This is a genomic window from Paenibacillus azoreducens, from assembly GCF_021654775.1.
GTDB classification, from domain to species: domain Bacteria; phylum Bacillota; class Bacilli; order Paenibacillales; family Paenibacillaceae; genus Paenibacillus_AQ; species Paenibacillus_AQ azoreducens.
In genome coordinates this window covers 5359979-5385518 of the sequence record NZ_AP025343.1, presented here as the reverse complement: position 1 = coordinate 5385518, position 25540 = coordinate 5359979, and the positions used below count along the sequence as shown (strand labels likewise).

Genomic DNA, 25540 nt, shown 5'->3' with positions numbered 1-25540 from the left:
CTTTAATATAATAGTATGGATTCTGGAGGCAAATCTATTAAACTATGAAGATATTTAAGGAGGAACAATGTATCCGCCGAGATCACAGAAAAAACGTACCGGCAAAAAAAACCGGAAGTTGAAGCAGAGGCGGCTGTGGCTTGCGATCAATGCCGCATTGCTTCTGATGATTGTCAGTTTGCTTTCTTATTATTTTATCAACGATTACCAGAGTGCGGCCGGAATGCAGCCGTCGCCAAACCACCCCCCCGCGGCAACAGGTCTTAAAGAGCATCCCCCTAAAGATCAACCGAAGTCCCAGGACTCTAACATAAATTCAACTGGCGACGATACCGGGGAAACGAAGCAAAATTCCGAAAGTTCCGATACCGTAGAAAACGGCAAACAACCGGCTCAAGAACCTGAACAGCCGGATGCGGGTTCCAAAGATCGGGACGATCAAACCACGGAAAAACAGCAAAACCCGGAAAAGAGCAAGGAACAGCCTCCGGCAACATCCGGGGATGACGGCACAAAGGATGACATGCAGGAGGACTCGAAAGCGCCGGAGGAACAAAATATAGCTGAAGATAACGGCAAAGCGGTCACCATTCATTTTGTAGGCGACATGATCTTTTCGGGCAAAGTGGAAACGCTGCTTGAGAAGAATGGCTATTCATACCCGTTTACTTATTTAGGGGATACTTTCAAGAAAGATGATCTGACGCTCGGAAATTTGGAAACACCGGTAACGACAGGCGGCGTAAGCGCCAAAAACAAACAGTTTGTATTCAAATCCTCGCCGAAAGCGCTGCAAGCTTTGCATGCGGCAGGCATGGATGTCGTTAATCTGGGAAATAACCATATCCTCGATCAGGGCGAAATTGGCTTGATGGATACGATCAAGTATCTGGACCAAAGCGGAATCCAGTATGTGGGCGCAGGTAAAAATGCAGACCGTGCATATCAACCGGTGTTTTTTAAACGCAAAGGCATGACCATCGCCGTCATTGGCTGCAGCCGGGTATATCCGGAAACAAGCTGGGCTGCCGGAGAGAATAAACCCGGAGTGGCCAGCGCGTACGATAAGGCGGCCCGCGTGATCGGGACGATTTCCGAAGCCAAGAAAAAGGCCGATATGGTCATCGTGATGACGCATTGGGGCATAGAACGGTCCCTTACGCCGAATGACATCCAAAAGAAGCTTGCGCATGACTTTGTAGACGCCGGCGCCGATTTGATTATTGGCGGTCACCCGCATGTTCTGCAAGGACTGGAACAGTATAAAGGCAAATGGATTGCCTATAGCACAGGGAACTTTATTTTTACCAAATCCAGCACGCCTTCAACATGGAAAACAGCTGTGTTTGAGGCAACCTGCAAACCGAAATCCGGATGCAGCATGAAACTGACTCCATATCATGCGGAGCTTGGCCAACCCGTGCCTATGAATGCGCAAGAGGGCAGCCAGCTGATGCAGGAGCTGCAGAAGCTTTCGATTGGCGGCGTGAAAATTTCCGGGGACGGCGTCGTTACGCCTGGCCACTAAATCCGAATAGCATGCGGCAAGCAGAGTTTGGAGGGAGAAAAGATGAATAATCTATGTGTGGCACACCGCGGTTTTTCCGGGAAAGCACCGGAAAATACGATGGCTGCTTTTCGAATGGCCATTGCCGAACCTTATGTGCAGTGGATGGAAATCGACACTCAGCTTACGATAGACGGGATTCCTGTCGTCATACATGATTTCAGTCTGGATCGAACGACAAACGGCAGCGGCAAAGTCAAGGATTACACCTGGCAGCAGCTGCTCAGGCTGGATGCGGGGAGCTGGAAAGGCAGAGCGTTTCACGGCGAACGGATTCCTTCCCTGGATGAAGTGCTTCGCCTTAGCTGCGGCCGCATGCGTCTGAACATTGAGCTTAAAACTTCGGGGAATATGTACCCCGGCCTGGAATACGCGGTTATCGAGCGCATTGCCTCTTATCACATGGAAAAGGACATCGTTCTTACCTCCTTTGATGAAGGAGCGCTTCGCAGGGTGAAAGAGATCCATCCGGAGCTGGCGACGGGATTGATCATCGATGCGCGTCCAAAAGATTTGGTGGAGCGGTTGCAGTCTCTGGAATGCTCCTTCCTTTCGATCGGGTATTCTCATCCGGACTATGAACTTGTCGCTAAGCTAAAGGAGGCAGGCATCACCACTATGGCCTGGACGGTGGACGATGCGAGACGCATGAAGCGTCTGGCGAATATTTCCCCGGAAATTCTGATTTGCACCAACAGACCGGATATATGGAAAAAGACGTTTGTATAGGTTGTTCAAAAAGTCCGCTTTTGATAAGAAAAACGTCTATTGGCGTACTGTCACAGCAGACAGACCACCTTTAGCGGTAGTTTTTCTTGCGATATCAGGATGCAGATTCCTTTGAAGTTTATACTTTCTGATATCTTAAGAAAAACGTCTATTGACGTATCTTCACAGCAGACAAACCACCTTTTGCTGTAGTTTTTCTTGCGATATTGAATTTCATCAGCGGAGCTGATAACTTATAAATTCTATATCTAACACGAAGTAAAACAGGTAGTCACGCGGCATCGAATCTGAATTCAGCCGGGACTTCAGATGCTCACGTACCAAAACGTACGCTCCGCTCCTGAAGTCCCTAGCTTTATCCAACCTTCTCGGTGCTGAAAACCAACCTTTTTGAACCCGAACTTATAGGATAGACCTTCACTACTAAAATAAGAGGATGATGTTCATGATTCGCAACGTATATTGTGTAGGCCGCAATTACAAGCTCCATGCCGCTGAACTCGGAAATGACATTCCTGATGAACCGATGATTTTTATGAAGCCGTCCCATGCCGTTGTAGATATGGAAAGCCGGGTTCTGAGTCTGCCGCAGGATCAGGGAGAGATCCACTACGAGGGTGAATTGGTCCTACGTATTTCCAGCGCCTATGAGCCGGGATTGAAGGTGGAGGAGTTGGTGGACCAAATGGCCTTGGGAATCGACTTTACCCTCCGTGACGTACAGACGGTGATTAAGAAAAAGGGGCATCCATGGACAGCTGCCAAAGGTTTTAAAAATGCGGCTCCGATTTCCGCATGGATCGATTTTCCTGGTACGCAGGCGGCGGGCGACCAAGATTTCTCGGTCCGTAAAAACGGCGCCGAGGTTCAGCGCGGAAATGTAAAGGATATGATTTTTTCGCTGCAGGAAATCATTGACTATATCGGGGTTCATTATGGTCTGGATCAAGGAGACGTTATTTTTACGGGAACCCCTGCAGGCGTAGGTCCGTGTACCGCTGGTGACCAATTTGAATTATTTTGGGGAGACCAGCTTCTGGGAAGCTGCGTGATCGGCTGATTATGCTTTGGTTGATCGGTGGGGTGTGCGCCCTGTTTGTAGCTGCGGCCGCCTACTGGAAACATTCGTTGACCTTATCTGGCGCAGCTGCCGCATTTGTGATGGGCACGGTCTACTTTGGCGCGGGAAACCTGCTTTGGTTTGGCATTTTGCTGCTGTTTTTTATCAGTTCTTCATTGCTCTCCAAGTTTAAGCAGGCCAATAAGGAAGAGCTTGAAAAATCCTATGCCAAAACGTCTACGCGCGATGCGGGCCAGGTGCTGGCCAATGGCGGCGCTGGCATGCTTCTGTGCATCCTGAATGCAATATGGCCGCATCTTGGATGGGTATTTGCATTTATCGGCGTAATGGCCGCCGTAACTGCCGACACATGGGCGACGGAATGGGGAGGTCTCAGCCGGAGACCGCCGCGGTCTGTTATAACAGGAAAGATCGTGCCTCCCGGAACCTCAGGCGGCGTTACATTGCTCGGAAGCACAGCAGCGGCGCTTGGCGGCCTTTTGATCGGCTTGTTCGGCTGGCTGTTTGCGGAATTGTCCGGCATGAGCGGCCAAGGTATGGAGTATCTGCTTGCCGGCATCGCCGGGGGGATAGCAGGAGCATTTGCCGACTCCTTTTTGGGTGCTACTCTGCAGGTCATGCACCGATGCCAGGTTTGCGGCAAAGACGTTGAGGTGCTGGCACATTGCGGGCAGCCGACTCGCCGCATCCGCGGTTTGTCCTGGATGAATAATGATGCGGTGAACTTCCTGTCGGCATGTATTGGCGGGATTGCCGCTTGGCTGCTGGCGCTGGCTATCTAATGGGGCAGAATGTAATTCCGGAATAGTGGATGAATAACGGCGGCGTATTGGCTAGCGTACTTTAACAGATCATTTGCGTATAGGCGGATTCAATCAAAAAGGGAAAAAGTTTGAAGTAGAGTATTCAAGTTTCAGAAGCTCAAAATTCAAAACGAAAGTTTATGTGTCGAAGCACCGCGCACAGCTCTCGGCACGCGGTGGTGTTGCGTTGCGTGTCGGAGGTCACCTCACGCGTGCGAGTGCAAAGGGTAAGAGCAAAAGTGCAAAAGTATCAAAGTATCAAAGTACTCTCAAAAGCACTCTCAAAAGCACAAAAGTATAAAAGTACAAAAGCACAAAAGTATAAAAGTACAAAAGTACAAAAGTACATCCTTTTTAGTCTAAATATACAAAATTCTTGTAAAAACCTGCGAAGGTCAGAGTGTTGAGAAAGTCCTGCGGACTTTTCGACACTCTATTTTTATATAGGAAGCATATCCATTAAAACAAAAATCGATTTTAAAACGCTCTGAGACCCCTACATCATAGACCGAAGAGGCAATTTTAACCCCTCTGTAAAAAACAAGGGGGTTCTCGAGCAGGATTTTCACGTTATTTAAGCCGACTTCGAGAATATGTCCCAAGAAGATGCACTTTTACAGGAATTAACTAATAGTCCCAAACAACTGACCGAAAAGGATGCATTTTGAATCAATTTCATAATGAATAATATTACGGGTATTTGAACAGCGGCATTATGAAATGGATTCTTGAATTCGCTTTTTGGTTTAGCAAAATCCTACATGACAAAAATGACTGGTGTTCCATCTAAAAAGTTGCATAAGTGCATCTATTTTAGCGTTCCAGGCAATTATGGCTCGAAAGCTTGCAAAAATGCATCTTTTCCCCAGCTTTTAGGCATAGACAGACGATTCATAGTCAAATGGATGTACTTTCGCAACAATTTTGCCTTTCACGCTATAAATTGCCTGAAAAGGATGCACTTTCGCAACATTTTCCTGATCACATGATCAACTAGGCTTCAACCGGAGGGACCGGGGCTAGCCTGGATCCTTTTAGAAACCATTGGGTTTCCGCCGAGGAATCTCGCAACTTCCGTCGTGGGAGGTTCAAATCTGTCCCAACCGTGTGCTAAAATAGCATTATGCATTGAAATCGATAGATAAGTAGGGAAAATAAAATGAATATTATGACAGTTGAACATATATCCAAAAGTTACGGCGAAAAAATATTGTTTGAAGATGCCTCCTTTGGCATGGGGGATCAGGATAAAATTGGCATTGTAGGCGTCAACGGGACGGGGAAATCCACATTTTTACGGGTTATCGCCGGTTTGGAGCAGCCGGATGATGGAGAAATATCCGTTGGCAATCAGGTCCGGGTCCGTTATCTGGCGCAAAATCCGGAGTTTGATCCGAAAAATACCGTACTCCAGCAGGTTTTTGAAGGGAATGATCCGAAGCTGAAGGCCGTGCGGGATTATACGGAGGTCATGGAACGCCTTGAGTTGCACCCGGCGGATCAAGCGCTTCAGGAAAAGCTGCTGCAGCTCAATCAGCAGATGGACACGCTCCAGGCTTGGCAGATGGAAAGCGAGGCCAAAACGATTTTGTCCAAGCTTGGCATCGTTAACTTTGATGCGGAAATGGGCACGTTATCAGGCGGGCAGCGCAAACGCGTCGCCCTGGCGCAGGCGTTGATCGAGCCATGCGAACTGTTGATTCTTGACGAACCTACGAACCATATCGACAATGATTCCGTCATTTGGCTTGAGCAATATTTGCAGAAACGCCGCGGTGCTTTGCTGATGATTACGCATGATCGTTATTTTCTGGATCGAGTGGCCAATGTGATGTTAGAACTGGATCAGGGGAGAATGTTCCGGTATGAGGCTAATTACTCCAGATTTCTCGAGCTGAAGGCCGAGAGAGAAGAGCGTGAGGAAGCATCCGAGCAAAAAAGACAAAATTTGCTGCGCAATGAACTGGCCTGGATCCGCCGCGGAGCGAAGGCCAGATCGACCAAACAGAAAGCCCGCATCGAACGATTCGAGTCGCTAAAGGAACAACAAGCTCCAACCCGCAGCGGCACGGTTGAGATGTCTGCGGCTTCTACCCGGCTTGGACGCAAAATTATTGAAATCGAGCATCTTAATAAAAATGCCGGAGATAAAGTGCTGATTCGCGATCTGAATTACATCAGCGTTCCCGGAGACCGGGTTGGCATCGTCGGGCCGAACGGAAGCGGAAAGTCGACGCTGCTCAATATGATTGCCGGGAAACTGCAGCCGGATGATGGTGAAGTCATTACAGGCACAACCGTGAAAATCGGCTACTTTACGCAAGAGCATCAGGATATGGACGGCAGTATGCGGGTGATCGAATATATCAAGGAAGAAGCCGAAGTGATCCGTACCGATGATGGCGGCAGTATCACCGCCTCGCAAATGCTGGAGCGGTTTCTGTTCTCGCCCGCCATGCAGTGGACGCCGATCTCCCGGCTTTCCGGCGGTGAGAAGCGCCGCCTCTATTTATTGCGGGTGCTGATGTCGGCCCCGAATGTGCTGCTGCTTGATGAACCGACAAATGATCTGGATATTCAGACGTTGACCGTGCTGGAGGATTATCTGGATGACTTCCCCGGTGTCGTTTTTGCCGTTTCCCATGACCGTTACTTTTTGGATCGGACCGTCGATAAAATTCTGGCCTTTGAGGGCGAGGGGCAAGTACGCGTTCATGTCGGCAATTTTACCGAATACAATGAATGGATGGCTAAAAACGCTGAAACTGCAGCGCCCGAAAGAAAGGAAGAGAAGGTTTCGCCCGCGCCGCCAACAGCCGCATCGGCGGCTCCGCGCGAGCGCGAGAAGGTGAAATTCAGCTACAAGGAACAGCGCGAATTCGAGCAAATCGACGGCCTGATCGAGGCCTGCGAAAATAAATTGGCAGGCATCCAGAAAAAAATGGAGGAGGCTTTCAGCGATTCCGCTCTTCTTCAGGAGCTGTTGCAGCAGCAGCAGGATACCGAGCAGGAACTGGAGCATCTCATGGAACGCTGGACGTATCTCAATGAGCTGGCGGAGAAAATCGAAGCAAGCAAAAATGGGTAACGGCATAACAAATAGAGTCTTTCTTGGCCGCCAATGCCAGAGTTAATTCAAAGATCGAAGAAAGAGAATAAGATAAAAAGAACTTTCATTTTTTACAAGTTCTTTCAGATTGTCAAGAAGCCCTGTCCTTTTTAAAGGACAGGGTTTCTCCAAATTCCGCGGCTTCGAGATTTTTTTAAAGGACGAGCTTGCTGAAATGTGCTTAACGAATCTGGTGAAGATTATATTCTCGGCGGTTCGGTAAGATAACGTGAAAATGTAAGCTTCGGCTTCCGATTATAAGTAAAAGGCTATTCGGTCAGTTCACAGGATGACCGGATAGCCTTTTTATCGTTTATGGAAGTGCGGGGAAACCATCGAATCAAGCTCGTTTGTCAGTGGTAGTTCACCCGGTAAACCTTGTCCTTGATTTATGCTTTTAAATAAGCCGCAAGCAGCCTGGTTGTGTTGATGACAGCCTGCTTGTGCGTGCGCTCCATCGCATGGGAGGCATGTACGCCTGGGCCGATCAGCGCGGCGCGGATATTGTTGCCGGCCGACAATGCGGCGGAAGCGTCAGAGCCGTAATGCGGGTATACATCAACTGCATAAGGAATACCCTCGGCTTGAGCCAATTCAATCAGTTTGCTGGTCATATCATAATCATAAGGTCCGGAAGAATCCTTGGCACAGATGGAGACATCGGTTTCTTTGCAGCTCAGGTCATCGCCAATGCAACCCATATCGACAGCGATCATTTCATCGATGTCGGCCGGAATATAGGCGGCGCCATGACCAACTTCCTCATAATTGGAGATCAGAAGTTTAACGTTATCATTGGGTTTCCAGCTATCGCGCTTCATCGATTCAAGCAGGCCGAACAGCGCGGCGACGCTTGCCTTGTCGTCAATATGTCTGGATTTGATGAATCCGCTGTCGGTAATGACCGCACGGGAATCAAATGATACGAAGTCCCCGACCCCGATGCCAAGCTTCAGCACATCTTCTTTGGAATCGACCAACTCGTCAATGCGGACCTCCATATGTTCTTCTTCGCGTTTAAAGTCACGGGCGTCGCTGTAGACATGCACGGATGGATGGGTGCTCAAAATCGTGCCTGTATACGTCTTGCCGCTGCGCGTATGGATGACGCAGTATTCATTTTCGATGCTCTGCAGCATAAAACCACCTACGCGGGTGAGGCGCAGCGTACCTTCTGATTTGATCGAGCGAACCATGGCGCCAAGTGTGTCCACATGCGCGCTGAGCCCGATCGTGCGGGAAGGATTCTTGCCTTCGATCTCAAGTATGGCGCCGCCTTTTTGGTTCCAGGAGAGCTTGACGCCAAGAGAAGCGGCTTCCTGTTCCACAAGCTTCATCACCTGTGCGGTATAACCGCTTGGACTTGGCGTATCCAGCAGCTTTTTCAGAAAGGTTAATATGTACTCTTCATTGGGTTGTATCGACATGTTAAGGTCCTCCTTGGATGTTTATGATGTCGGCAGATCGCTGTCACCGGTATCCTTGGGAACATCGTCTGCTTTCACTTCCGGCGACGGGAACGTGTATCCTGTTTCGCTTTGGATCTGCGCCAGTTGGGCGGAGAGAAACTTGAGCTCTTTCTGCAGCTTATACTGCCTGTAAATGCCGTAAGAACCGACGATGATTCCGCCGATCAGCGTACAGCCGACAATTAGCAGAATGAGCGGTATGTTGACTTGCGTGAACATCAGATTGACGCGAACCGGATCGACGTTTACGACGGCAAATATAGCGGTCAAAAGAGCAAATACCAGTCCGGCAATAAGCGACCATTGAATTTTCATCCGAACACCTCCTCTATCGACAGTATAAAATCCCTTGACCTGTGTGGACAAGGGATTTTGTACCGCAAAGATGCATTTATTTCGTCATTTGCTCCAATTGTTCGATTACATTTTCGAAGACGCTCATCGCTTCGCGGATCGGTTGCGGCGAAGACATGTCGACGCCGGCTTTTTTCAGGATGTTGATCGAGAAGTCGCTGCCGCCGCTCTTCAGGAAGCCGAGGTAGCGGTCGACGGCTGGTTGGCCGTCCTCCAAAATCTGCTTGGAGAAGCTCGTTGCAGCGGAGAACCCGGTCGCGTATTTGTACACATAGAAGCTGTTGTAGAAATGCGGGATGCGGGCCCATTCCATTTCGATATCCTTATCCACGGCCATGCCTTTGCCATGGTATTTTACGTTCAAATCATAATAAATTTCCGACAGCGCTTGCGGCGTCAACGCCTCGCCTGATTCAGCACGCTCGTGGATGAGCTTCTCGAACTCGGCGAACATCGTTTGCCGGAACACTGTTGTGCGGAACTGGTCTGCGTAATAGGTCAGCAGGTACATTTTTTCCTTCGGATCCGTCGACTTCTTCAGCAGGTAATCCATCAGCAGCGCTTCGTTGGTCGTAGAAGCCACTTCCGCCAGGAAAATGGTGTACTGCGCGTCACGGTAAGGCAGCGTGTTGTCCGAGTAGTAGGAATGCAGCGCATGGCCCATTTCATGGGCGAGCGTAAACATGCTGTTCAGATTATCCTTATGGTTCAGCAGCACGAATGGATGCGTGCCGTAGGCGCCCCAGCTGTAAGCGCCGGTGCGTTTGTTTTCATTTTCATACACGTCAATCCATTTGTTGTCGTAGCCTTCCTGCAGCGATTTCAAATAATCCTCGCCAAGCGGTTTCAGGCCTTCTTTTACGGTTTGTTTCGCTTCATCATAGGTAATGTCCATCTTGTATTCATCCACCAGCGGAGCGAAAAGATCGTACATATGAAGTTCGTCGACGCCCAGCAGCTTTTTGCGGAGATTCATGTAGCGATGCAGAAGCGGCAGGCTTTCATGGATCGTGTCGATCAGATTGGTGTACACTTCCTTCGGAATGTTGTCGCCGTATAGGGACATCTCCAGCACCGAAGGATATTTGCGTACGTTCGCATAAAAAATATTTTTGTTGACGTTGGCGTTCAACGTTGAGGCGATCGTGTTCTTTTGTTTGGAATAGGTTCCGTATACGGCTTTGAAGGCGCGCTCGCGAACTTCACGGTTCGGACTCTCCAAAAATTGGATATAATTGCCGTGAGTGAGTTCAACTTCCTTGCCTTCTTCGTTTTTAATGGATGGGAACTTCATATCCGCGTTATTAAGCATGCCGAAAATGGTCTGCGGCGCCTGGGACAGGTTGCCGACTTGCGCGAGCAGCGCTTCTTCCGTTTTGGAAAGCACGTGGGCTTTTTCACGCTTCATTTCGGTCAAAGTGAACTTGTAAGGGGCGAGGGCGGGATCGGCAATAAACGCATCCAGCTTCTCATCCGGCAGGGACAAAATTTCAGGCGTAATAAAAGATAGAGCTTCGCCGATTTGTACGTTCAATTTTTTGGCCTTCTGGGAGAGGGCCTGGTATGTAGGGTTTGCTGTATCTTCATCATGATGCAAGTGCGCGTAAACATAAAGCCGCTCAGCCTTAAGCGCAATTTCGTCTTCCAGTCCGAAGCAGGATTTCACGGATTGCGCATTATCAAGTTTGCCGTGGAAGTCAGCCATTTTCTTCACTTCCTGCTGCAGCTCGGCATAGGTTTGATCCCAGGCCTTTTGCCCGTCAAACAAATCCTCCACATTCCATTTATGCTCTTCGGCGACTTCAGAACGTTTCAATATTTTTTCCATGGGAATCCTCCTTAAATGTTGGGATGATGGTGCATGGGCTCCGCTTGATGAAACCGCAGGAGGAAAAAGGGGATCCGCACTCACGGTAATGGCAAATGCCATGGCAAGCCTGAGTGTTGCATTGAAATTCAAGGGTAGGGAGACCTCCTTAGTCAGGAAATATCCCCCTTAGTATGAACTTTTCCCCGCAATATTAATCTTTCCTTCAAGGGCTGGAACCCATCTTGAACAGACTGTATACAATAAGAATAAAGGCAATGAGGATCATGAAGGCAGCTGTGCCCGCAAGACCCCGTTTCAGCTTCTGCGGCACCGAATTTCTCATCATGATGAGAACGGCTCCAAGGCAAAAGGCGGAAATGATAAAGATAAGGATGCTGTTATATTCCATTTTGAAGGACTAAACTCCTTTAAAAGCGGCCATGATTGAACGCCATTCTTCCATATTGTCTTCGTACTCTTCTTTTGGAAAACGGGTTGCGGCCCATTGCATAAGAGCCGGGCGGCTCATGAATGTATGGGTTTCCTCGCCCCACTGATCGGAGATTTCACGAAGAACGATATATCGTCCCTGCACTTCGACGGTCATCATGTTCCATTTGTCTTTTTTGTATATTTCATGTTTTTTGATCATATGCATTCTCCGTTTGGTCTTTTGGTAAAATGATACCGCAGAGGAAGCTCCAAAAGCAAATGAAAAGATACAATTCGCAAAAGAGCGATTGCATTGTCAAGGGGCATGAAGTATAATGTAGTTATTCGCCACATATGGCGGTATTTTTAGGAGGTTGTTCATTTGAAAGGTACAGTTAAATGGTTTAACGCAGAAAAAGGCTATGGCTTTATTCAAGTTGAAGGCGGCGAGGACGTATTCGTACATTTCTCCGCTATCCAAGGAGATGGATTCAAAACTCTGGACGAAGGTCAAGAAGTTGAATTCGAAATCACTGAAGGCAACCGTGGCCCACAAGCTGCTAACGTAACTAAATTATAAGATTGGCCTTCGTTAACGGATTTCTTTGGATTATAAATGCTCGGCAGTGCTGAACCATTCGATAATCGTAAGAAAAAAAATTCCGCTAAACACGGTCTTAGCTTCTTTGGAAGTAACGTTGGTTGACGTTTTTCATTGTGAAATTACGTCGATGACGTTTTTCTTATAGCTTTGGTTAATTAAGCCTATAAGCACAGTTCTCGAAAGAGAACTGTGCTTTTTTTGCGGGTATAGAATGTATAAGTTTTTTAGGGGTCCCCGCAAAGTATTCGGAGTAGTATCGAAGCATAAGTTCCACTTTGTGGGGTTATTTTGTTAGGTTTCTGGGGTCCCCGCAAAGTATTCGGAGTAAGCATCGAAGCATAGGCTTCACTTTGTGGGGTTATTTTGTTAGGTTTCCGGGGTCCCCGCAAAGTATTCGGAGTAAGCATCGAAGCATAGGCTTCACTTTGTGGGGGTATTTTGCATAACTTGGTTGTCTACACTGGAACGGTTGCGCTGGTTGTTTGGGATGCTGCCGGCGATAAGGAACTGCGCGGTATAATATGTCGACATAATCAGGACCTCCGAATACGAGACTTTGGAAATAAACATGTTCCAGGAGAGAATGGAATCCGAGATCATGAATAGCAGGGCGCCGATGGCGGCTTTCAGATTGCCTGACATGATGGCGAAGAAGCCCATCAGCATAATGGCGATCATATACAAAATGATCGGGGCCGAAAGATTGGAATGGCCGCCGCTTTCCAGTCCCAGATGCAGCTTCCAGCCCATATAGACGGCGTAGCAGACAAGCGGAATAAGCAAGCACAGCCGAAAGGCGGAGAACTGCCACCGAGTCGTGAAGGCGGATAAGTAGAAGAGGTGCCCGATCAGGAATGCGGTAAGCCCGATGATAAACCAGTGCAGCAGTCCGTCACCCAACATGCAGAAGAAAAGACCCGATAATATCAGCTTTGCATATGTACTTTTGGCTGCGGGTGCTTGAAGATAAGCGAAAATGAGGATCAAACACATGGGGATCAGTTTGAATACGATTCCGTGCCAAACAAAAATATAGACCAGTCCCATCACGAGGATGGCGGCGGGCAAGAGAAGCCGTTTGATCATTGTTTGCACCTTCCTTTAAGATAAATTCAATAAATTTTTAATTATATTTCGAGCCGAGTTGAAAAGAATCCTTTTTATTTTCATAACGCTTACATGTTGGTTATAACAAGGGTGTAAGCCTTTTCTATTTTATTGTATTTCGGCGTAAGACCTGACATGACGTGATCTAGTTTATTTGTGCTATTTTAAGGTCCATATTATAATAAGGGACATTAGGATAGATATTAGTAGACAACACTGTGGAGGCACCGTCTTGAATGAAATTAGGCAAAGTCAATATCAAGTTCCAAAGAATCCTATAAGCTTGATGGGACGAGTGTATAAGCATATTCTGCCTGAAGTGCGGAAGGAATTGGACGGGTGGCGTCGGAATGCCGGAATGATTCCGGATCCCGAGCTGCGGAAACAGGCGCTTGCCAGCATTGAAACCAAGCAGTTTCATTGCGAGGGCGGGGGGATTTATGCCGCCGTTCCTTTACCTGACAGACTTGTTCTGGTAAAGCTTATCGTCGCATACCAGACGATAAGCGACTATCTGGACAATCTGTGCGACCGCAGCACCTCTATGGATCAGGGGGATTTCAGGCTTTTGCACCAGTCTATGCTGGATGCCACCGATCCGGAGGCGGAGCCGGTCAATTATTACGCACTGCGTCAGGAGCAGAATGACGGAGGATATCTGAACAGTCTGGTAACAACTTGTCAGGGCTGTATTCGTGAGCTTCCGGGTTATTCGGCGGCCATGCCCTACATTCGGGATTTAGCAGGCCTGTATACCGACCTGCAGGTGTACAAGCACATCAAACCCGAACTCAGGGAGCAGGCGCTCCTGGAATGGTGGGAGCTTCACCGCGAACGGACACCTCATCTAAAGTGGAATGAATTCGCTGCTGCCACCGGTTCTACGTTAGGCGTATTTATGCTGTTTCTCGCCGCGAGTGATCGGCACTTGAGCGATGCGGCTGCGGCCTCCATTCATGCGTCATACTTTCCACATGTTTGCTGTCTGCACATTATGCTGGATTACCTGATTGATCAGGAAGAGGATCGGCTTGGAGGAGATCTCAATTTTTGCAATTATTATCAATCTCCCGAAGCTATGCTGGACCGGATTGCCTTGTTGGTTGAATCGGCGCGCAAGGATGTATCGTCCATACCTGTACCATCGTTTCATCGGATGATCATTGAGGGATTGCTGGCAATCTATTTGTCTGATCCGAAAGTCAGCGAGCAGCAGGAAGTTCGCTCCGTATCCAGGCGATTGATGAAAGGAAGCCCAATGACCAGGCTCTTCTTTTTCGTCAACAGCCGCTGGATTCGCAAGCATTTGTATGAGTGATTACGAGGAGGAATTTTTTCATGACAGTGAAAAAGATTGCAGTACTGACAAGTGGCGGGGACTCCCAAGGGATGAACGCGGCAGTTCGGGCGGTTGTGCGCAGCGGACTATATTATGGACTTGAAGTTTACGGGATTCAGCGTGGTTATCAAGGACTTTTGAATGATGATATTTTCTCGATGGACCTGCGCAGTGTCGGAGACATCATCCAACGCGGCGGAACGATTCTGCAGTCTGCGCGCTGCAAAGAATTCATGACCCCGGAAGGCCAGCAAAAAGGCGCTGAAATTTTGCGCAAGCATGGCATTGACGGCCTGGTTGTCATCGGGGGAGACGGTTCGTACCATGGAGCCAACAAGCTGAGTAAGCTTGGCATCAAAACGATGGCGCTGCCGGGCACTATCGACAACGACATTTCTTACACGGACTTTACGATCGGCTTCGATACAGCGGTGAGCATCGTTGTGGATGCCGTAAATAAACTTCGCGATACGATGTCTTCCCATGAACGTTCTTCGATCGTTGAAGTCATGGGCAGACATTGCGGGGATATTGCCCTCTATGCCGGTCTGGCGTCCGGAGCGGAGACGATTCTCGTTCCAGAAGTGCCGCATGACATGGACGAAATTACAGAACGAATGAAGGAAAACTTTGCCCACGGCAAACGCCACAGCATCGTGATCGTGGCCGAAGGGGTTGGAAGCGGGGAAGATGTGGCCAAAGCGCTGACAGACCGCTGCCCTACGCTTGAGCCGCGCGTGACATGCCTGGGTCATATCCAGCGTGGAGGCACGCCTACGCCTACAGACCGGAATTTGGCGAGCCGCCTTGGCGACTTTGCCGTACGCAAGCTGATTGAAGGCGAATCCGATAAAGCCTGCGGTATTATTAAAGGCGAGCTTGTTCTTACGGACATCGACAAAGTGGTAAACACCAAAAAGGAATTCAATATGGAGCTTTACGAATTGGCCCTGCGGCTTTCGCAATAATTCGAAAAGCATAAAGAAAACCCTGCAAAGATCAACTTTGCAGGGTTTTCTTTACATATCAGACAATCATGCCGTTTCGCGGCACCACTGATGAATGAAAATATTGTCCATACTGCTACTATGGCTCTTCTTCCGGGGTCCCCGCAAAGTAATCGGAATAAGGTTCAAAGGTTACGCGTCACTTTGTGGGGTGAATTTCCGGGGTCCCCGCAAAGTAATCGGAATAAGCTACAAAGGCTACACGTCACTCAGTACTTTTGCTCCGCAAAAGCGCCTCTCTGTGAGAGGCGTCGGACTTCTTTCCGATACTCTTTGCGGGGGCATTTTGGATACAAGGCTGTATAAACATCAGTCGAACATGATTTAGGCTGAGGCTGCCGCGGCGGGGCTTTCCTGCTTGGGGCGCTGCACTTTGATCAGCCGCGCAAGCAGAAGAACCGCGCCGGCCGCAAGGCCGGCAATGAGTCCGACCCAGAACCCGTAAGCACCAAGTCCCGTGAAGGTAGCCAGCAGATAGCCGACGGGAAGTCCGATGACCCAATACGAAATGAAGGTAATGATAAAAGCGGGATTTACGTCCTTATATCCACGCAGCGAACCTTGGACCGGCGTCGCAATCGCGTCGGAAATTTGGAAAAAAATCGCATAGATCAGGAAATGCTGCGTCAGCTTGATGACGCTGCTTTCATCCGAATAAAGTCCGGCAACATAATGACCTGCTACAAGCAGTACAACGGCTGTTACAAGAGACAGCGCGACCGCCGATGCAATGCCGAGGATGCTGTACTGCCGCGCGTCCTTAAGGCGGCCTGCCCCCTTTTCAAAGCCGACCAGAATGGTTAGCGCCATGCTGATGCTGAGCGGAATCATATAAAGCGTTGAAGCGAAGTTCATGGCGGCCTGATGGGCTGCGATGGTAATCGTATCAAAGCGGCTCATCAGCAGCGTTACTGCGGCAAATACCGCCGTCTCGAAGAAAATCGAAAATCCGATGGGCACGCCGATCTTGAGCAGCTCCTTCCACACCTTCAGGGATATACCGTAAAAGCTGCGGAAAACGCCAAAGGAAGCAAAAGGCTTAAGCCGGATAACAAAGATGGCGGCAATGATAAAAACGCACCAATAGGTAATCGCGGATGCGATACCTGCGCCTGCGCCGCCAAGCCGCGGAAATCCCCAATTGCCGAAAATCAGCAGGTAGTTGAGGAAAATGTTGATCGGCAGCGAAATCAAGGTAACGGTCATCGAAATTCTTGTTTGCCCGAGAGCATCAATGAAACTGCGCAACACAGTATATCCGAACATGGGAATAATGCCGATTGCCAGGAAGCTTAAAAAGCGGAAAGCTATATGCCTTACCTCGGCATCCAGTTTCATTCCATCGAGAATCGTGGGCAAAAGCATGCTTCCGACAGCTAATATGGCAACCGCCAGCAAGAGCGCAAGCCATAGTCCCTGCATGATATGGTATGCAACCTTTTTGGCTTGGCCGCCGCCCATCAAATGGGAGACGATCGGGGTCATGCCCATCAGAATGCCGCTTAATCCGGTTTGCAGCGGAACCCACAGGCTTGAGCCGATGGCGACTCCGGCCAAGTCAGTGGAACTGGCTTTGCCTGACATGTTGGTGTCAAAAAAAGTGATGGCCGATAAGGAGATTTGCGTAATCAGGATCGGCAGCAATATAACGAGAAACTGCTTTGTTTTTTGGCGAAGGGTCAAGGTTGGTTTCATAAAAAATAAGCCTCACTGTATTGGAATCTGATATCATGGTGATAGTAGTTTATTGTAGAGCATAACTCCCGCTTTGAACAGAGAAAACCGAGAAAAAATTTACAGTACATGGAAAAATTTTAAGCGAATTGGCCCTAATTTGTTAGGTGTTTCTTGTGAAAATAGATGAAGAGCCGCCCCTCAATCTGTTGGGGGCGACTCTCAGTTAGCCGTTATAAGGCGGTTCACTTATATTCAACGCCTGAGGAATACCGGTTCGTGGCATTCCAAAGCAGGTATTCGTCAACATGCATATCCTTTAAGGCGCGAATCTGTTCTTCGACTTGAGATTTGCCATATTTGATGTAGTGACCGCTGCCGAGCCAGCTTGCGGTGAAATCCTGGATCCATGGCCGCACAATAGGCTTCTGATCTGCAAGGGGATCGAGTTTTTTGAAGGTATCCGTTATCGATCCTTTGATCGTCCGGTAAGGTTCCTTGTCGGGATCCTTGGAGCCGAACCAGCCTTGGGTATAATGGCTTGGATAGATCATCGGACTGATGACATCCACGTTTTCGGATATCTTGTTGAAGTCCTGACCGATCCCTTCCGCTGCGGGTACCGAAGCCGCATAACCAAAAATGTCGACCGATACGCGTATGCCCAGTGGCGCGAGCTGTTTGCGGGCATATTGAACGAATTCGGCCACGGCGTCTACCCGGGACTTACCGTTCTTGAAGTATTTCAAGGAATCGGCGCGTTTTTCGAATCCTTCCGGAAAGCGGACATAATCGAACTGGATTTCCTTAAAACCCAACTTGGCCGCTTCTTTGGCGATTTCCACGTTATAATCCCATACTTCTTTGTTGAACGGGTTGACGAAGCTGTCGCCTTTGCCGTTTTTCCATACGGTTCCATCGCTGTTGACGAAAGAAAGATCAGGACGTTTTTTGGCAAGAACCGTATCTTTGAACACGACGATGCGCGCAATCGGATATACCTGATGCTGCTTCAGACGGTCCATCAGTCCGTTGATATCGCGAATGAAAGGCTGTGGATGGCCTTTTTTGATCAGATCGGGGTTGTCCGTTTTGTAGGTTATGTATCCCGCATCATCTTTGATGTCGATGACCATGGCGTTCAGATCCGTTTTGTCTACAAGATCCAGAAGCTGCTGCATGCGGGAGCCTCCGGCGCTATAAGCCGTAACGTATACCCCTTTTACCTTGGGAGCGTTAGTCTGGGGATCCACTTTGACCGGTGGATGGTCGGCGCTTACGGGTACGTCTTTTTGCAGGGAAGCGATCAGGGCTGAATGAAAGGATGATCCAATGATTTTGGCGACTTGCTGACTGTCGTTCTGCGGATGTTGCGCCGCGCTTCCCAATAACATCAGCAAAGCCCAGATGATATTCATAAATAATTCTCTCCCTTGTTAGCATTAACAGTAATGATTATATAAGAACAAATGAGCTCAAAAACAACAGGTTTGTAACAATTTGGCGTAAATTTTCGAATGATGAAGGGCCGCTTTATCAATAGTTAAACCATACGCTTCGGGATTAAACTTTTTCGTCAGTTGTAGGTTTGCCCGCGAACTTGATAAATACAAACGGGATCTAGGATTGGCAACATTTTTACAATTTCGCAACCAATGTGACAAATTAAAAATGCCGCCTGTTTTCAGTGGGATACAAAACTGAAAAGCAGGCGGCATTATCTTTTTGATGCTTTAATCGCACCTTCATTATTGAAGAGGCGTAGAGCTTTGATGTTCACAGATGCTGTACTGAATAATCTCCATCGCATCATCCTGTTCCAGAATACCGAGTCCGTCCCGCAGCACAATGAGTGAATTCAGTTCATTGTTTTTTAAGGAAGGCATCAGATCCGGGAACCATTTCATGACGATTTGGGACAGTTTTACCGTTTCCATTTCCACAAAAATCACCCTTTCCTCTCAGATTCTTTGCAGCCTTAATTCTTTAAAGCGAAAGGAGAATCGGAAAAGCGTTTAAGTGCTTGGAAAAACCGGGTCAATCCTAATCTCATGGAACAAATACAGGAACCGCGCATCTTTAATATACCACAAAAGGCAACTTTTTTACACCGAGGCCGCCAAAAATCAGCCTCTGCGGAACGAACCCATAATACCTACGGTTTCGACGATATTGACGAAAGCCTTCGGATCGGTTTGTTTGATGATCCGCTTCAGTTCTTGCAGCTCGTACCGGGTGGTAACCGTCATCAGCATGTCTTTGGATTTATGGGAAAACGCACCTTCGGTTTTGATTTTCGTAACGCCGCGGGGAAGCTCGAGCAGTTTGGTCAGAAGCGCATCCGTTTCATTGGTAATGATATATACGGTGACCTTGTAGTGGCTGATATGGATAAAATTCACGACCTTGCCCGACACGAAGATCGATATCATCGAAGCCAAGGCCAGGTTCCAGTCCTGCTGCAGATATCCGGCGGCGAGAATAACCAGCCCGTTCATGGCAACAAGCACATTGCCGACCGGAAAATCGCGGTAGCGCGTTACGATGGAGCCGACAATGTCGAACCCCCCCGAGGAACCGCCCGCCCTGAAGGAAATGCCTGCTCCAATTCCGACCAAAACGCCTCCGAAGACCGATGCGAGCAGCGTGTCGGATGACAATGCATGAACAGGCACGATCGCAATAAACCAGGTCGTGGCCACGACGGATACAATGCTAAGCACGATAAAACGCTTGCCCAGTTGGAACCAACCGGCGACCAAGATCGGAACGTTAAATGCAAAATACAAAATACTTAGATCCATGCGCGTAAAATAATTCACTAACATGGAAAGCCCCGATACGCCCCCGCTTAATAGCTGATGGGGAACCAGGAAAAGATTGAATCCGCATGCGATAAACGCTGCCCCCAGAATGACGACCAAATACTTCCAGACATTGCTGAGCCTCACGATTGTTCCACCTCTGTTTCTTACTTGAATTTATTTTTTATTATTTGCAAAAAATCTCATGAGGCAAAAGGTTTTAAACGATTGCTTCCAAGGTCGCTGGTGTTTGCGATTTATTTTATGATATAATGATTTGGATGTTCTTGAGTAGGCTTGTACAATAGTTTTATTCTGACATTGTTTCAGGAGAAAAATTACCGTTTACTAACATCTGTAGGCTGTTTTTGCCCTGGATAAACTCTATAGAGAATATAAGCCATGCAACAAATTTTATGCCGATGGCTAACCTATATATGTTTACCGCTACTTAAGAATACAGACAAGATTGTGGAATGTCCACTATATAGAAGGAGTATGAACATTTTGAAAAATTTCGCAGATTTAGGCTTGGAACCAAAGGTTCTCCGGGCCATTACAGAGCTTGGATTCGAGGAAGCCACACCTATTCAGGCGCAATCGATTCCGATTGCCATGACCGGCCGCGATTTGATCGGGCAGGCACAAACCGGTACAGGGAAAACCGCAGCTTTCGGTATTCCGCTAATCAACAAGATCTCCAAAGATACGGATAAAATCGTTGCGCTCGTTATGACGCCAACCCGCGAGTTGGCCATTCAGGTCGCGGAAGAAATCGGCAAATTGACCCGTTTCAAAGGAATCGGTTCGCTGCCAATCTACGGCGGTCAAGATATTGGACGTCAGATCCGCGCGCTGAAGAAAAAACCTCAAATCATTATTGGTACCCCAGGCCGGTTGCTGGACCATATCAACCGCAAAACCATCCGTCTGGACGATGTACAAACCGTTATTTTGGACGAAGCTGACGAAATGCTGGACATGGGCTTTATGGATGATATCCAATCCATCCTGAAGCTGGTTCCGGAAGAACGCCAAACCATGCTTTTCTCCGCAACAATGCCGCCTAACATTCAAAGACTTGCTCAGCAATTTTTGAAAAATCCTGAACATGTATCGGTAGTACCTAAACAAGTGAGCGCTCCGCTTATTGATCAAGCCTATATCGAAGTGCCTGAACGCCAGAAGTTCGAAGCACTTTGCCGTTTGATCGACATGGAGTCTCCTGAGCTTGCGATCGTATTCGGCCGTACCAAACGCCGGGTCGATGAACTTTCTGAAGCGCTGCAAAAACGCGGCTACTCTGCGGACGGCCTTCATGGCGACTTGTCCCAGAACCAACGCGATACCGTCATGCGCAAATTCCGCGACGGCAGCATCGACGTATTGGTAGCGACAGACGTGGCTGCACGCGGTCTGGATGTTTCCGGCGTCACACATGTCGTTAACTTTGACCTTCCGCAGGATCCGGAAAGTTATGTACACCGGATCGGACGTACGGGCCGCGCGGGCAAAGAAGGCAGCGCATGGTCCTTTGTAACGCCGCGTGAAATCGATCATCTGCACTTGATCGAACGGATTACGCGTCATCGCATTGCCCGCAAACCGCTGCCAACGCTGGCTGAAGCTATCGAAGGCAAACAGCGCGTTATTGCGGAACGTTTGATGGAAACGATCGAATCCGGTGAATTGAACGAATATAAGGGCCTGGCAATCCAGTTGCTTGAGCAGTACGATTCCGTACAGCTTCTGTCCGGTGCGATGAAAATGCTGACAGGCGAGAAACGCGACTCCGAAATCCAATTGACTCCGGAAGAGCCGATCCGCGTGAAACGCCGTTACAACAACGGCAAACCGGATCTCCGCAACGGCCGCAGACCGTCCGGCAACTACGGCGGGTTCCGTGGAAACAACAGCGGCAGAGGCGGATATAACCGCGATCGCGACAATAGCGGCCGCGGCGGATACAACCGCAACAACGGCGACCGTAAGCCGCGCACGAATAATAGCGAAAGACGCCCTTCTTCGAAGCGGGATGAATCCTATAACAGCTAATCCGCATGCGTGGCTTGCCCCAGGGCGTTAAAACGCGAATGCGGGCAGGTTGGTACAACCTCAATTAATTAAAAAAATGCTTCTAATAACAAAATAGCCGCCCTTGCATTGGGGCGGCTATTTTGTTATTTAATTACCAAATAAATGCCCGGGTAATAATCACAAGCAGTATAAACAGCACAAGGATCGCACCTGTGGAACCCCACAGACCATGACCATATCCGTATCCGGCAACATGAGACATTAAGAATTACCTCCTTAATTTGTTTGATTCCTATAGGTTACTGTGTATCCTATGTGTGTCCGGGCATTCGGGTATAGACCCTTACCCATATCCCGGAAAATTAGGCTCTGGCAATGTAAGGCTAAAATGCGGTATATTAATATGTACAGGCATAGATAGTGGAGGAGGAGGCTTTTACTTGGAATTTAAAGGTGCAATGGGCGGTATTTACAAAATTACAGAATGGATTACCCGCTTTGCTTTCAGCAACATCCTGTGGCTGTTATGTTCGGCTCCGTTTTTCTTTTTTTTGATGACCAGATTGATGGTAACCGGCGTTAACGAATCGTTGCAAATGAACTGGGCCATGGGTATTGTGGCACCGTTTACATTGTTTCCGGCTACGGCGGCGCTGTTTGCGGTGGTCCGTAAATGGGTGATGGGCGATCCTGATGTGAAGATCTTCAGCTTGTTTTTCAGATCTTACAAAGAAAATTACAAGCAAAGTATGATCGGGGGCATATTTTACGTCCTGCTGCTGGTGATCATGATGGTTGATTATACCATCTACATGACGCAGTTCAAAAACATGCAGATCATCGGTATCGTTATGCTCGTATTATTGATTGTGCTTTTTGTCTCGTTGTTTAATTTCTTTTCGATGATTGTTCATTATCATATGAAACTTGGACAAATCCTGAAAAATGCGGTGCTCATCACGATCATCCGTCCATTTCGCGTCATTATGACGGTTCTCGGCAGCGCGGCCGTGCTTTTCTTTGGCTTTAAATATCCTGCGCTCATATTCTTCTTCGGCGGAAGTTTAATCGCTTATTGGGCATTTTACAATTTTTACGCGACGTTCACAAAAATGCAGGATCAGGCCGAGAAGCTTAAACAGAAAGAGCAGGAAGAACAAGAGGCGTCCGAGGGAGAAGAGTCTGACGATCCGTCGGATTCGGAACCTGATGACGATGATTCGCGCGTTAAAGAAGAGGGTAAAAAAGAATAGGAAATCGGTTTATTTTCCCGAATTTTCTGTACCCGACATTTACATTTTGATAAAATGGGTCTATAATAAGACTACATCCTGCGATGTTCGCCACGGTTAATCGTTGTTTTGAACCAATGATAATGTCTAGGGAGATTTTTACGAGGCGCCGCTGAAAAGCCCTGTCTATATGACAAGGGGACTTCAAAAACGCTTCCGCGATCACCCACCTGCTAAAGCAGGTTCAGAAGACAATTTAACCGGACGGCATAGGCGGGTTTTTATTTTGACTATTCATCACGCACCTCTTTTACGGATGTGATCCGGAATAAGGGGTGTTTTTATCTGTTCGGGGATATTTTACCTTACTTTCTCTTTTGTTCTGCCCCTAACAATGATACACTGTAAAGTATTGAAGATGCTTACTACAAAGGGGGAAAGGTCTTGTCGTTAAAAAGAGTTCTGGTAGGGATCGTTCGCAGTCAGGAAGGAACAAGCGACCGGGCAAAAGATCCTAAGATGAAGACGCGCTATTATAATTTATCGAAGGACAAGGCATGGGAGGAAATATCCTCAACATTAAAGAAAATTCCGGGCTATAAAGTCCTGCATGAGGTACCTTCCGTCGGAGAAATCACACTGGAGAAAAGAACTTCCATGGGAAGGACGGTCGATATCACGGTATCGGTACTGTCCGTCGGTCCGGTGCGAAGCGCAGTTGACATGTATTCGGCTTCAAGAGGTTCTTTGGGGGATTTGGGAGCGAACTACCGTATTATTCTGAACTTGTTTTCGGCTCTCGACAAGAAGTTAGGGAAATACAAGGATTCCAAATGATTTGCATATCCTATGCATGAAAAAAGCGAGAGAAAGGACAAGGCTCTTTCTCCCGCTTTTTTAAGATATCAGCAAGTGTATCTTTATGCTGGACACGTTTTTGCCGCCCTTTGAAATCATTGGTCGGACGTTTTTCTTTGTGCGAATTAAAGCATATACTAAGGGTAAGGCTAAATCTTTACAGCAGTGCCTTAACAGCCGCTACCGCTTTTTCGTAGTCCGGATGCTCTGTCATTTCTGGCAGGTATTCCACATACGTAATCTTATCGTTTTTGTCGATGACGAAGATGGAACGCATGTCCAGGCGGAATTCCTTGATCATAACCCCATAGGCTTGGCCAAAGGACATATCTTTGTGATCCGAAAGCGTGACGACGCGGTCTACACCGGCTGCTCCGCACCAGCGTGCTTGGGCGAAAGGAAGGTCGGCACTGATGGTCAGAACGATAACATCATCGCCAAGTGCGCCTGCCTCTTCGTTGAAACGGCGGGTTTGGGCGTCGCATACGCCGGTATCCAGGGAAGGAACGACGCTGATCAATTTGATTTTGCCTTCGAAATCTTTAAGAGAAGCTTGTTCAAGCAAATTTTTGCTGACGGTAAAATCCGGAGCTTGGTCGCCTGCTTGAAGTTGCGGTCCAACCAGAGTCAGCGGATTCCCTTTAAAAGTTGCAGCACCTGTACGTTCTTGTGCCATAATTGATTCTCCTTTCGGAAATGAAATTTGGTGAATCGTGCCAAGATTCATTATAATCTTTTTAAAAAGGCATTGTCCAATCAGTTTCCTTGGTTTATTTCCGCGGGGGATATCGATGAGGTGGTGATCCGGATAGCCTATATACAGATTTGCTTTAAGTAAAGGAAGTGTAGCATGTTATTTGTTCGATATGAGAATTGGAAAAGTTATCTAAGATATTACCCGATTACGACGATTATTTTTGTGGCGAATATCATTATGCATCTTGTCGTTACGTTCAATGGGGGCGCATCGGATCCGAACACACTCCTGAAATTCGGTGCTTTAACCAATTGGGACGGCTACAACGAGTGGTGGCGATACGTTTCGTCGATTTTTCTGCATGGAAGTTTTTCGCATCTTTTATTTAATGATTTCGCGATTTTGGTCTTTGCTCCCCCGCTTGAGCGTTTGCTTGGTGCATGGAGATATTCACTGCTTTATTTGCTGAGCGGCGTGATCGGCAACATTCTGTCCGTTGCGCATTATAACCGGATTGGGGAAGCGCTGCTTACGATTGGAGCGTCAGGAGCAATCTATGGCATCTACGGGGCCTATTTGTATATTGCTCTTCTACAGCGCAACTGGATGGATGATTCCTCCCGAAAAACGGTGTACGCGCTGCTTCTCGTCGGCATCGTTTTCTCGTTTGCTTCCGGAACCGAGGAATTTAAAGTGAACTGGGTGGCGCATCTGGGCGGACTGGTTTGCGGATTTTTCGTTTATGGTTTAATGGCAAGGATTTTGAAGAGAAGGATTAAAAGATCAGGTCATAACTAGCGGACAGCGTAAAATGCAGAATGGAGCGA

The 25540-nt window shown here is 48.0% G+C and carries 24 protein-coding genes and 1 other RNA gene; 13 read left to right on the top strand and 12 right to left on the bottom strand.

Annotated elements, in window-relative coordinates; genetic code table 11:
• Positions 1 to 67 precede the first annotated feature (67 nt).
• The 5 genes from L6442_RS23900 (at position 68) to L6442_RS23880 (ending at position 7268) form a co-directional block, all read left to right on the top strand.
• Entirely contained in the window at positions 68 to 1528 is a 1461-nt protein-coding gene (locus tag L6442_RS23900; RefSeq protein ID WP_212979601.1) for a CapA family protein, read from the top strand.
• A 42-nt stretch (positions 1529 to 1570) separates the two neighbouring features.
• The gene (locus tag L6442_RS23895) at positions 1571 to 2296 is read left to right on the top strand and encodes a glycerophosphodiester phosphodiesterase (protein ID WP_212979600.1); all 726 of its coding nucleotides are present in this window, start codon (positions 1571 to 1573) and stop codon (positions 2294 to 2296) included.
• A 436-nt stretch (positions 2297 to 2732) separates the two neighbouring features.
• Positions 2733 to 3356, top strand: coding sequence for a fumarylacetoacetate hydrolase family protein (locus L6442_RS23890; RefSeq protein WP_212979599.1), 624 nt, complete (start codon positions 2733 to 2735; stop codon positions 3354 to 3356).
• Positions 3357 to 3358: 2 nt separating this feature from the next.
• Positions 3359 to 4159, top strand: coding sequence for a DUF92 domain-containing protein (locus L6442_RS23885; RefSeq protein WP_212979598.1), 801 nt, complete (start codon positions 3359 to 3361; stop codon positions 4157 to 4159).
• Positions 4160 to 5339: 1180 nt separating this feature from the next.
• Entirely contained in the window at positions 5340 to 7268 is a 1929-nt protein-coding gene (locus L6442_RS23880; protein ID WP_212979597.1) for an ABC-F family ATP-binding cassette domain-containing protein, read from the top strand.
• A gap of 410 nt (positions 7269 to 7678) precedes the next feature.
• Here the strand turns inward: L6442_RS23880 and L6442_RS23875 are convergent, their stop codons facing one another.
• The 5 genes from L6442_RS23875 to L6442_RS23855 form a co-directional block, all read right to left on the bottom strand.
• The gene (locus L6442_RS23875; RefSeq protein WP_212979596.1) at positions 7679 to 8716 is read right to left on the bottom strand and encodes a M42 family metallopeptidase; all 1038 of its coding nucleotides are present in this window, start codon (positions 8714 to 8716) and stop codon (positions 7679 to 7681) included.
• A gap of 21 nt (positions 8717 to 8737) precedes the next feature.
• The gene (locus L6442_RS23870) at positions 8738 to 9073 is read right to left on the bottom strand and encodes a LapA family protein (RefSeq protein WP_212979595.1); all 336 of its coding nucleotides are present in this window, start codon (positions 9071 to 9073) and stop codon (positions 8738 to 8740) included.
• Between the two features lie 76 nt (positions 9074 to 9149).
• Entirely contained in the window at positions 9150 to 10940 is a 1791-nt protein-coding gene (gene pepF / locus L6442_RS23865) for an oligoendopeptidase F (protein ID WP_212979594.1), read from the bottom strand.
• A gap of 205 nt (positions 10941 to 11145) precedes the next feature.
• The gene (locus tag L6442_RS23860) at positions 11146 to 11268 is read right to left on the bottom strand and encodes a hypothetical protein (protein ID WP_373871829.1); all 123 of its coding nucleotides are present in this window, start codon (positions 11266 to 11268) and stop codon (positions 11146 to 11148) included.
• A gap of 72 nt (positions 11269 to 11340) precedes the next feature.
• Positions 11341 to 11574: a hypothetical protein gene (locus L6442_RS23855; protein ID WP_212979592.1), complete on the bottom strand. Its 234-nt coding sequence runs from the start codon at positions 11572 to 11574 to the stop codon at positions 11341 to 11343.
• A 162-nt stretch (positions 11575 to 11736) separates the two neighbouring features.
• On the opposite strand from L6442_RS23855, the gene L6442_RS23850 reads away from it, so the two are divergent.
• Complete coding sequence (locus tag L6442_RS23850; RefSeq protein ID WP_127599896.1) at positions 11737 to 11934, top strand: cold shock domain-containing protein; 198 nt, start codon at positions 11737 to 11739, stop codon at positions 11932 to 11934.
• 444 nt (positions 11935 to 12378) lie between these two features.
• On the opposite strand, the gene L6442_RS23845 is transcribed toward L6442_RS23850, so the two are convergent.
• Positions 12379 to 13044, bottom strand: a complete 666-nt coding sequence (locus L6442_RS23845; protein ID WP_212979591.1) for a lysoplasmalogenase — start codon at positions 13042 to 13044, stop codon at positions 12379 to 12381.
• Positions 13045 to 13351: 307 nt separating this feature from the next.
• Here L6442_RS23845 and L6442_RS23840 point away from each other — a divergent pair, with 307 nt between their 5' ends.
• The gene (locus L6442_RS23840) at positions 13352 to 14383 is read left to right on the top strand and encodes a tetraprenyl-beta-curcumene synthase family protein (protein ID WP_373871832.1); all 1032 of its coding nucleotides are present in this window, start codon (positions 13352 to 13354) and stop codon (positions 14381 to 14383) included.
• Between the two features lie 20 nt (positions 14384 to 14403).
• Entirely contained in the window at positions 14404 to 15372 is a 969-nt protein-coding gene (gene pfkA / locus L6442_RS23835) for a 6-phosphofructokinase (protein WP_212979590.1), read from the top strand.
• Between the two features lie 363 nt (positions 15373 to 15735).
• On the opposite strand, the gene L6442_RS23830 is transcribed toward pfkA, so the two are convergent.
• From L6442_RS23830 to L6442_RS23815, 4 genes are all read right to left on the bottom strand, one after another.
• Positions 15736 to 17106: an MATE family efflux transporter gene (locus L6442_RS23830; protein WP_212979589.1), complete on the bottom strand. Its 1371-nt coding sequence runs from the start codon at positions 17104 to 17106 to the stop codon at positions 15736 to 15738.
• A 224-nt stretch (positions 17107 to 17330) separates the two neighbouring features.
• The gene (locus L6442_RS23825) at positions 17331 to 18503 is read right to left on the bottom strand and encodes a putative glycoside hydrolase (RefSeq protein ID WP_212979588.1); all 1173 of its coding nucleotides are present in this window, start codon (positions 18501 to 18503) and stop codon (positions 17331 to 17333) included.
• 330 nt (positions 18504 to 18833) lie between these two features.
• Positions 18834 to 19022: a hypothetical protein gene (locus tag L6442_RS23820; protein ID WP_212979587.1), complete on the bottom strand. Its 189-nt coding sequence runs from the start codon at positions 19020 to 19022 to the stop codon at positions 18834 to 18836.
• Between the two features lie 189 nt (positions 19023 to 19211).
• The gene (locus L6442_RS23815; RefSeq protein ID WP_373871828.1) at positions 19212 to 20036 is read right to left on the bottom strand and encodes a YitT family protein; all 825 of its coding nucleotides are present in this window, start codon (positions 20034 to 20036) and stop codon (positions 19212 to 19214) included.
• A 360-nt stretch (positions 20037 to 20396) separates the two neighbouring features.
• Here L6442_RS23815 and cshA point away from each other — a divergent pair, with 360 nt between their 5' ends.
• Entirely contained in the window at positions 20397 to 21944 is a 1548-nt protein-coding gene (gene cshA, locus L6442_RS23810; RefSeq protein ID WP_212979586.1) for a degradosome RNA helicase CshA, read from the top strand.
• A gap of 133 nt (positions 21945 to 22077) precedes the next feature.
• On the opposite strand, the gene L6442_RS23805 is transcribed toward cshA, so the two are convergent.
• Complete coding sequence (locus tag L6442_RS23805; RefSeq protein WP_194231616.1) at positions 22078 to 22188, bottom strand: sporulation protein YjcZ; 111 nt, start codon at positions 22186 to 22188, stop codon at positions 22078 to 22080.
• Between the two features lie 178 nt (positions 22189 to 22366).
• Here L6442_RS23805 and L6442_RS23800 point away from each other — a divergent pair, with 178 nt between their 5' ends.
• The 3 genes from L6442_RS23800 (at position 22367) to L6442_RS23790 (ending at position 23995) form a co-directional block, all read left to right on the top strand.
• Complete coding sequence (locus L6442_RS23800) at positions 22367 to 23179, top strand: YesL family protein (RefSeq protein ID WP_212979585.1); 813 nt, start codon at positions 22367 to 22369, stop codon at positions 23177 to 23179.
• Between the two features lie 72 nt (positions 23180 to 23251).
• Positions 23252 to 23442: non-coding RNA, 6S RNA (gene ssrS / locus L6442_RS23795), on the top strand.
• A 160-nt stretch (positions 23443 to 23602) separates the two neighbouring features.
• Entirely contained in the window at positions 23603 to 23995 is a 393-nt protein-coding gene (locus L6442_RS23790; protein WP_194231614.1) for a DUF1499 domain-containing protein, read from the top strand.
• Positions 23996 to 24173: 178 nt separating this feature from the next.
• Here the strand turns inward: L6442_RS23790 and tpx are convergent, their stop codons facing one another.
• Positions 24174 to 24692, bottom strand: a complete 519-nt coding sequence (gene tpx, locus L6442_RS23785; RefSeq protein WP_212979584.1) for a thiol peroxidase — start codon at positions 24690 to 24692, stop codon at positions 24174 to 24176.
• A gap of 174 nt (positions 24693 to 24866) precedes the next feature.
• Between tpx and L6442_RS23780 the strand changes: the two genes are divergently transcribed.
• The gene (locus tag L6442_RS23780) at positions 24867 to 25511 is read left to right on the top strand and encodes a rhomboid family intramembrane serine protease (protein ID WP_212979583.1); all 645 of its coding nucleotides are present in this window, start codon (positions 24867 to 24869) and stop codon (positions 25509 to 25511) included.
• Positions 25512 to 25540 lie beyond the last annotated feature (29 nt).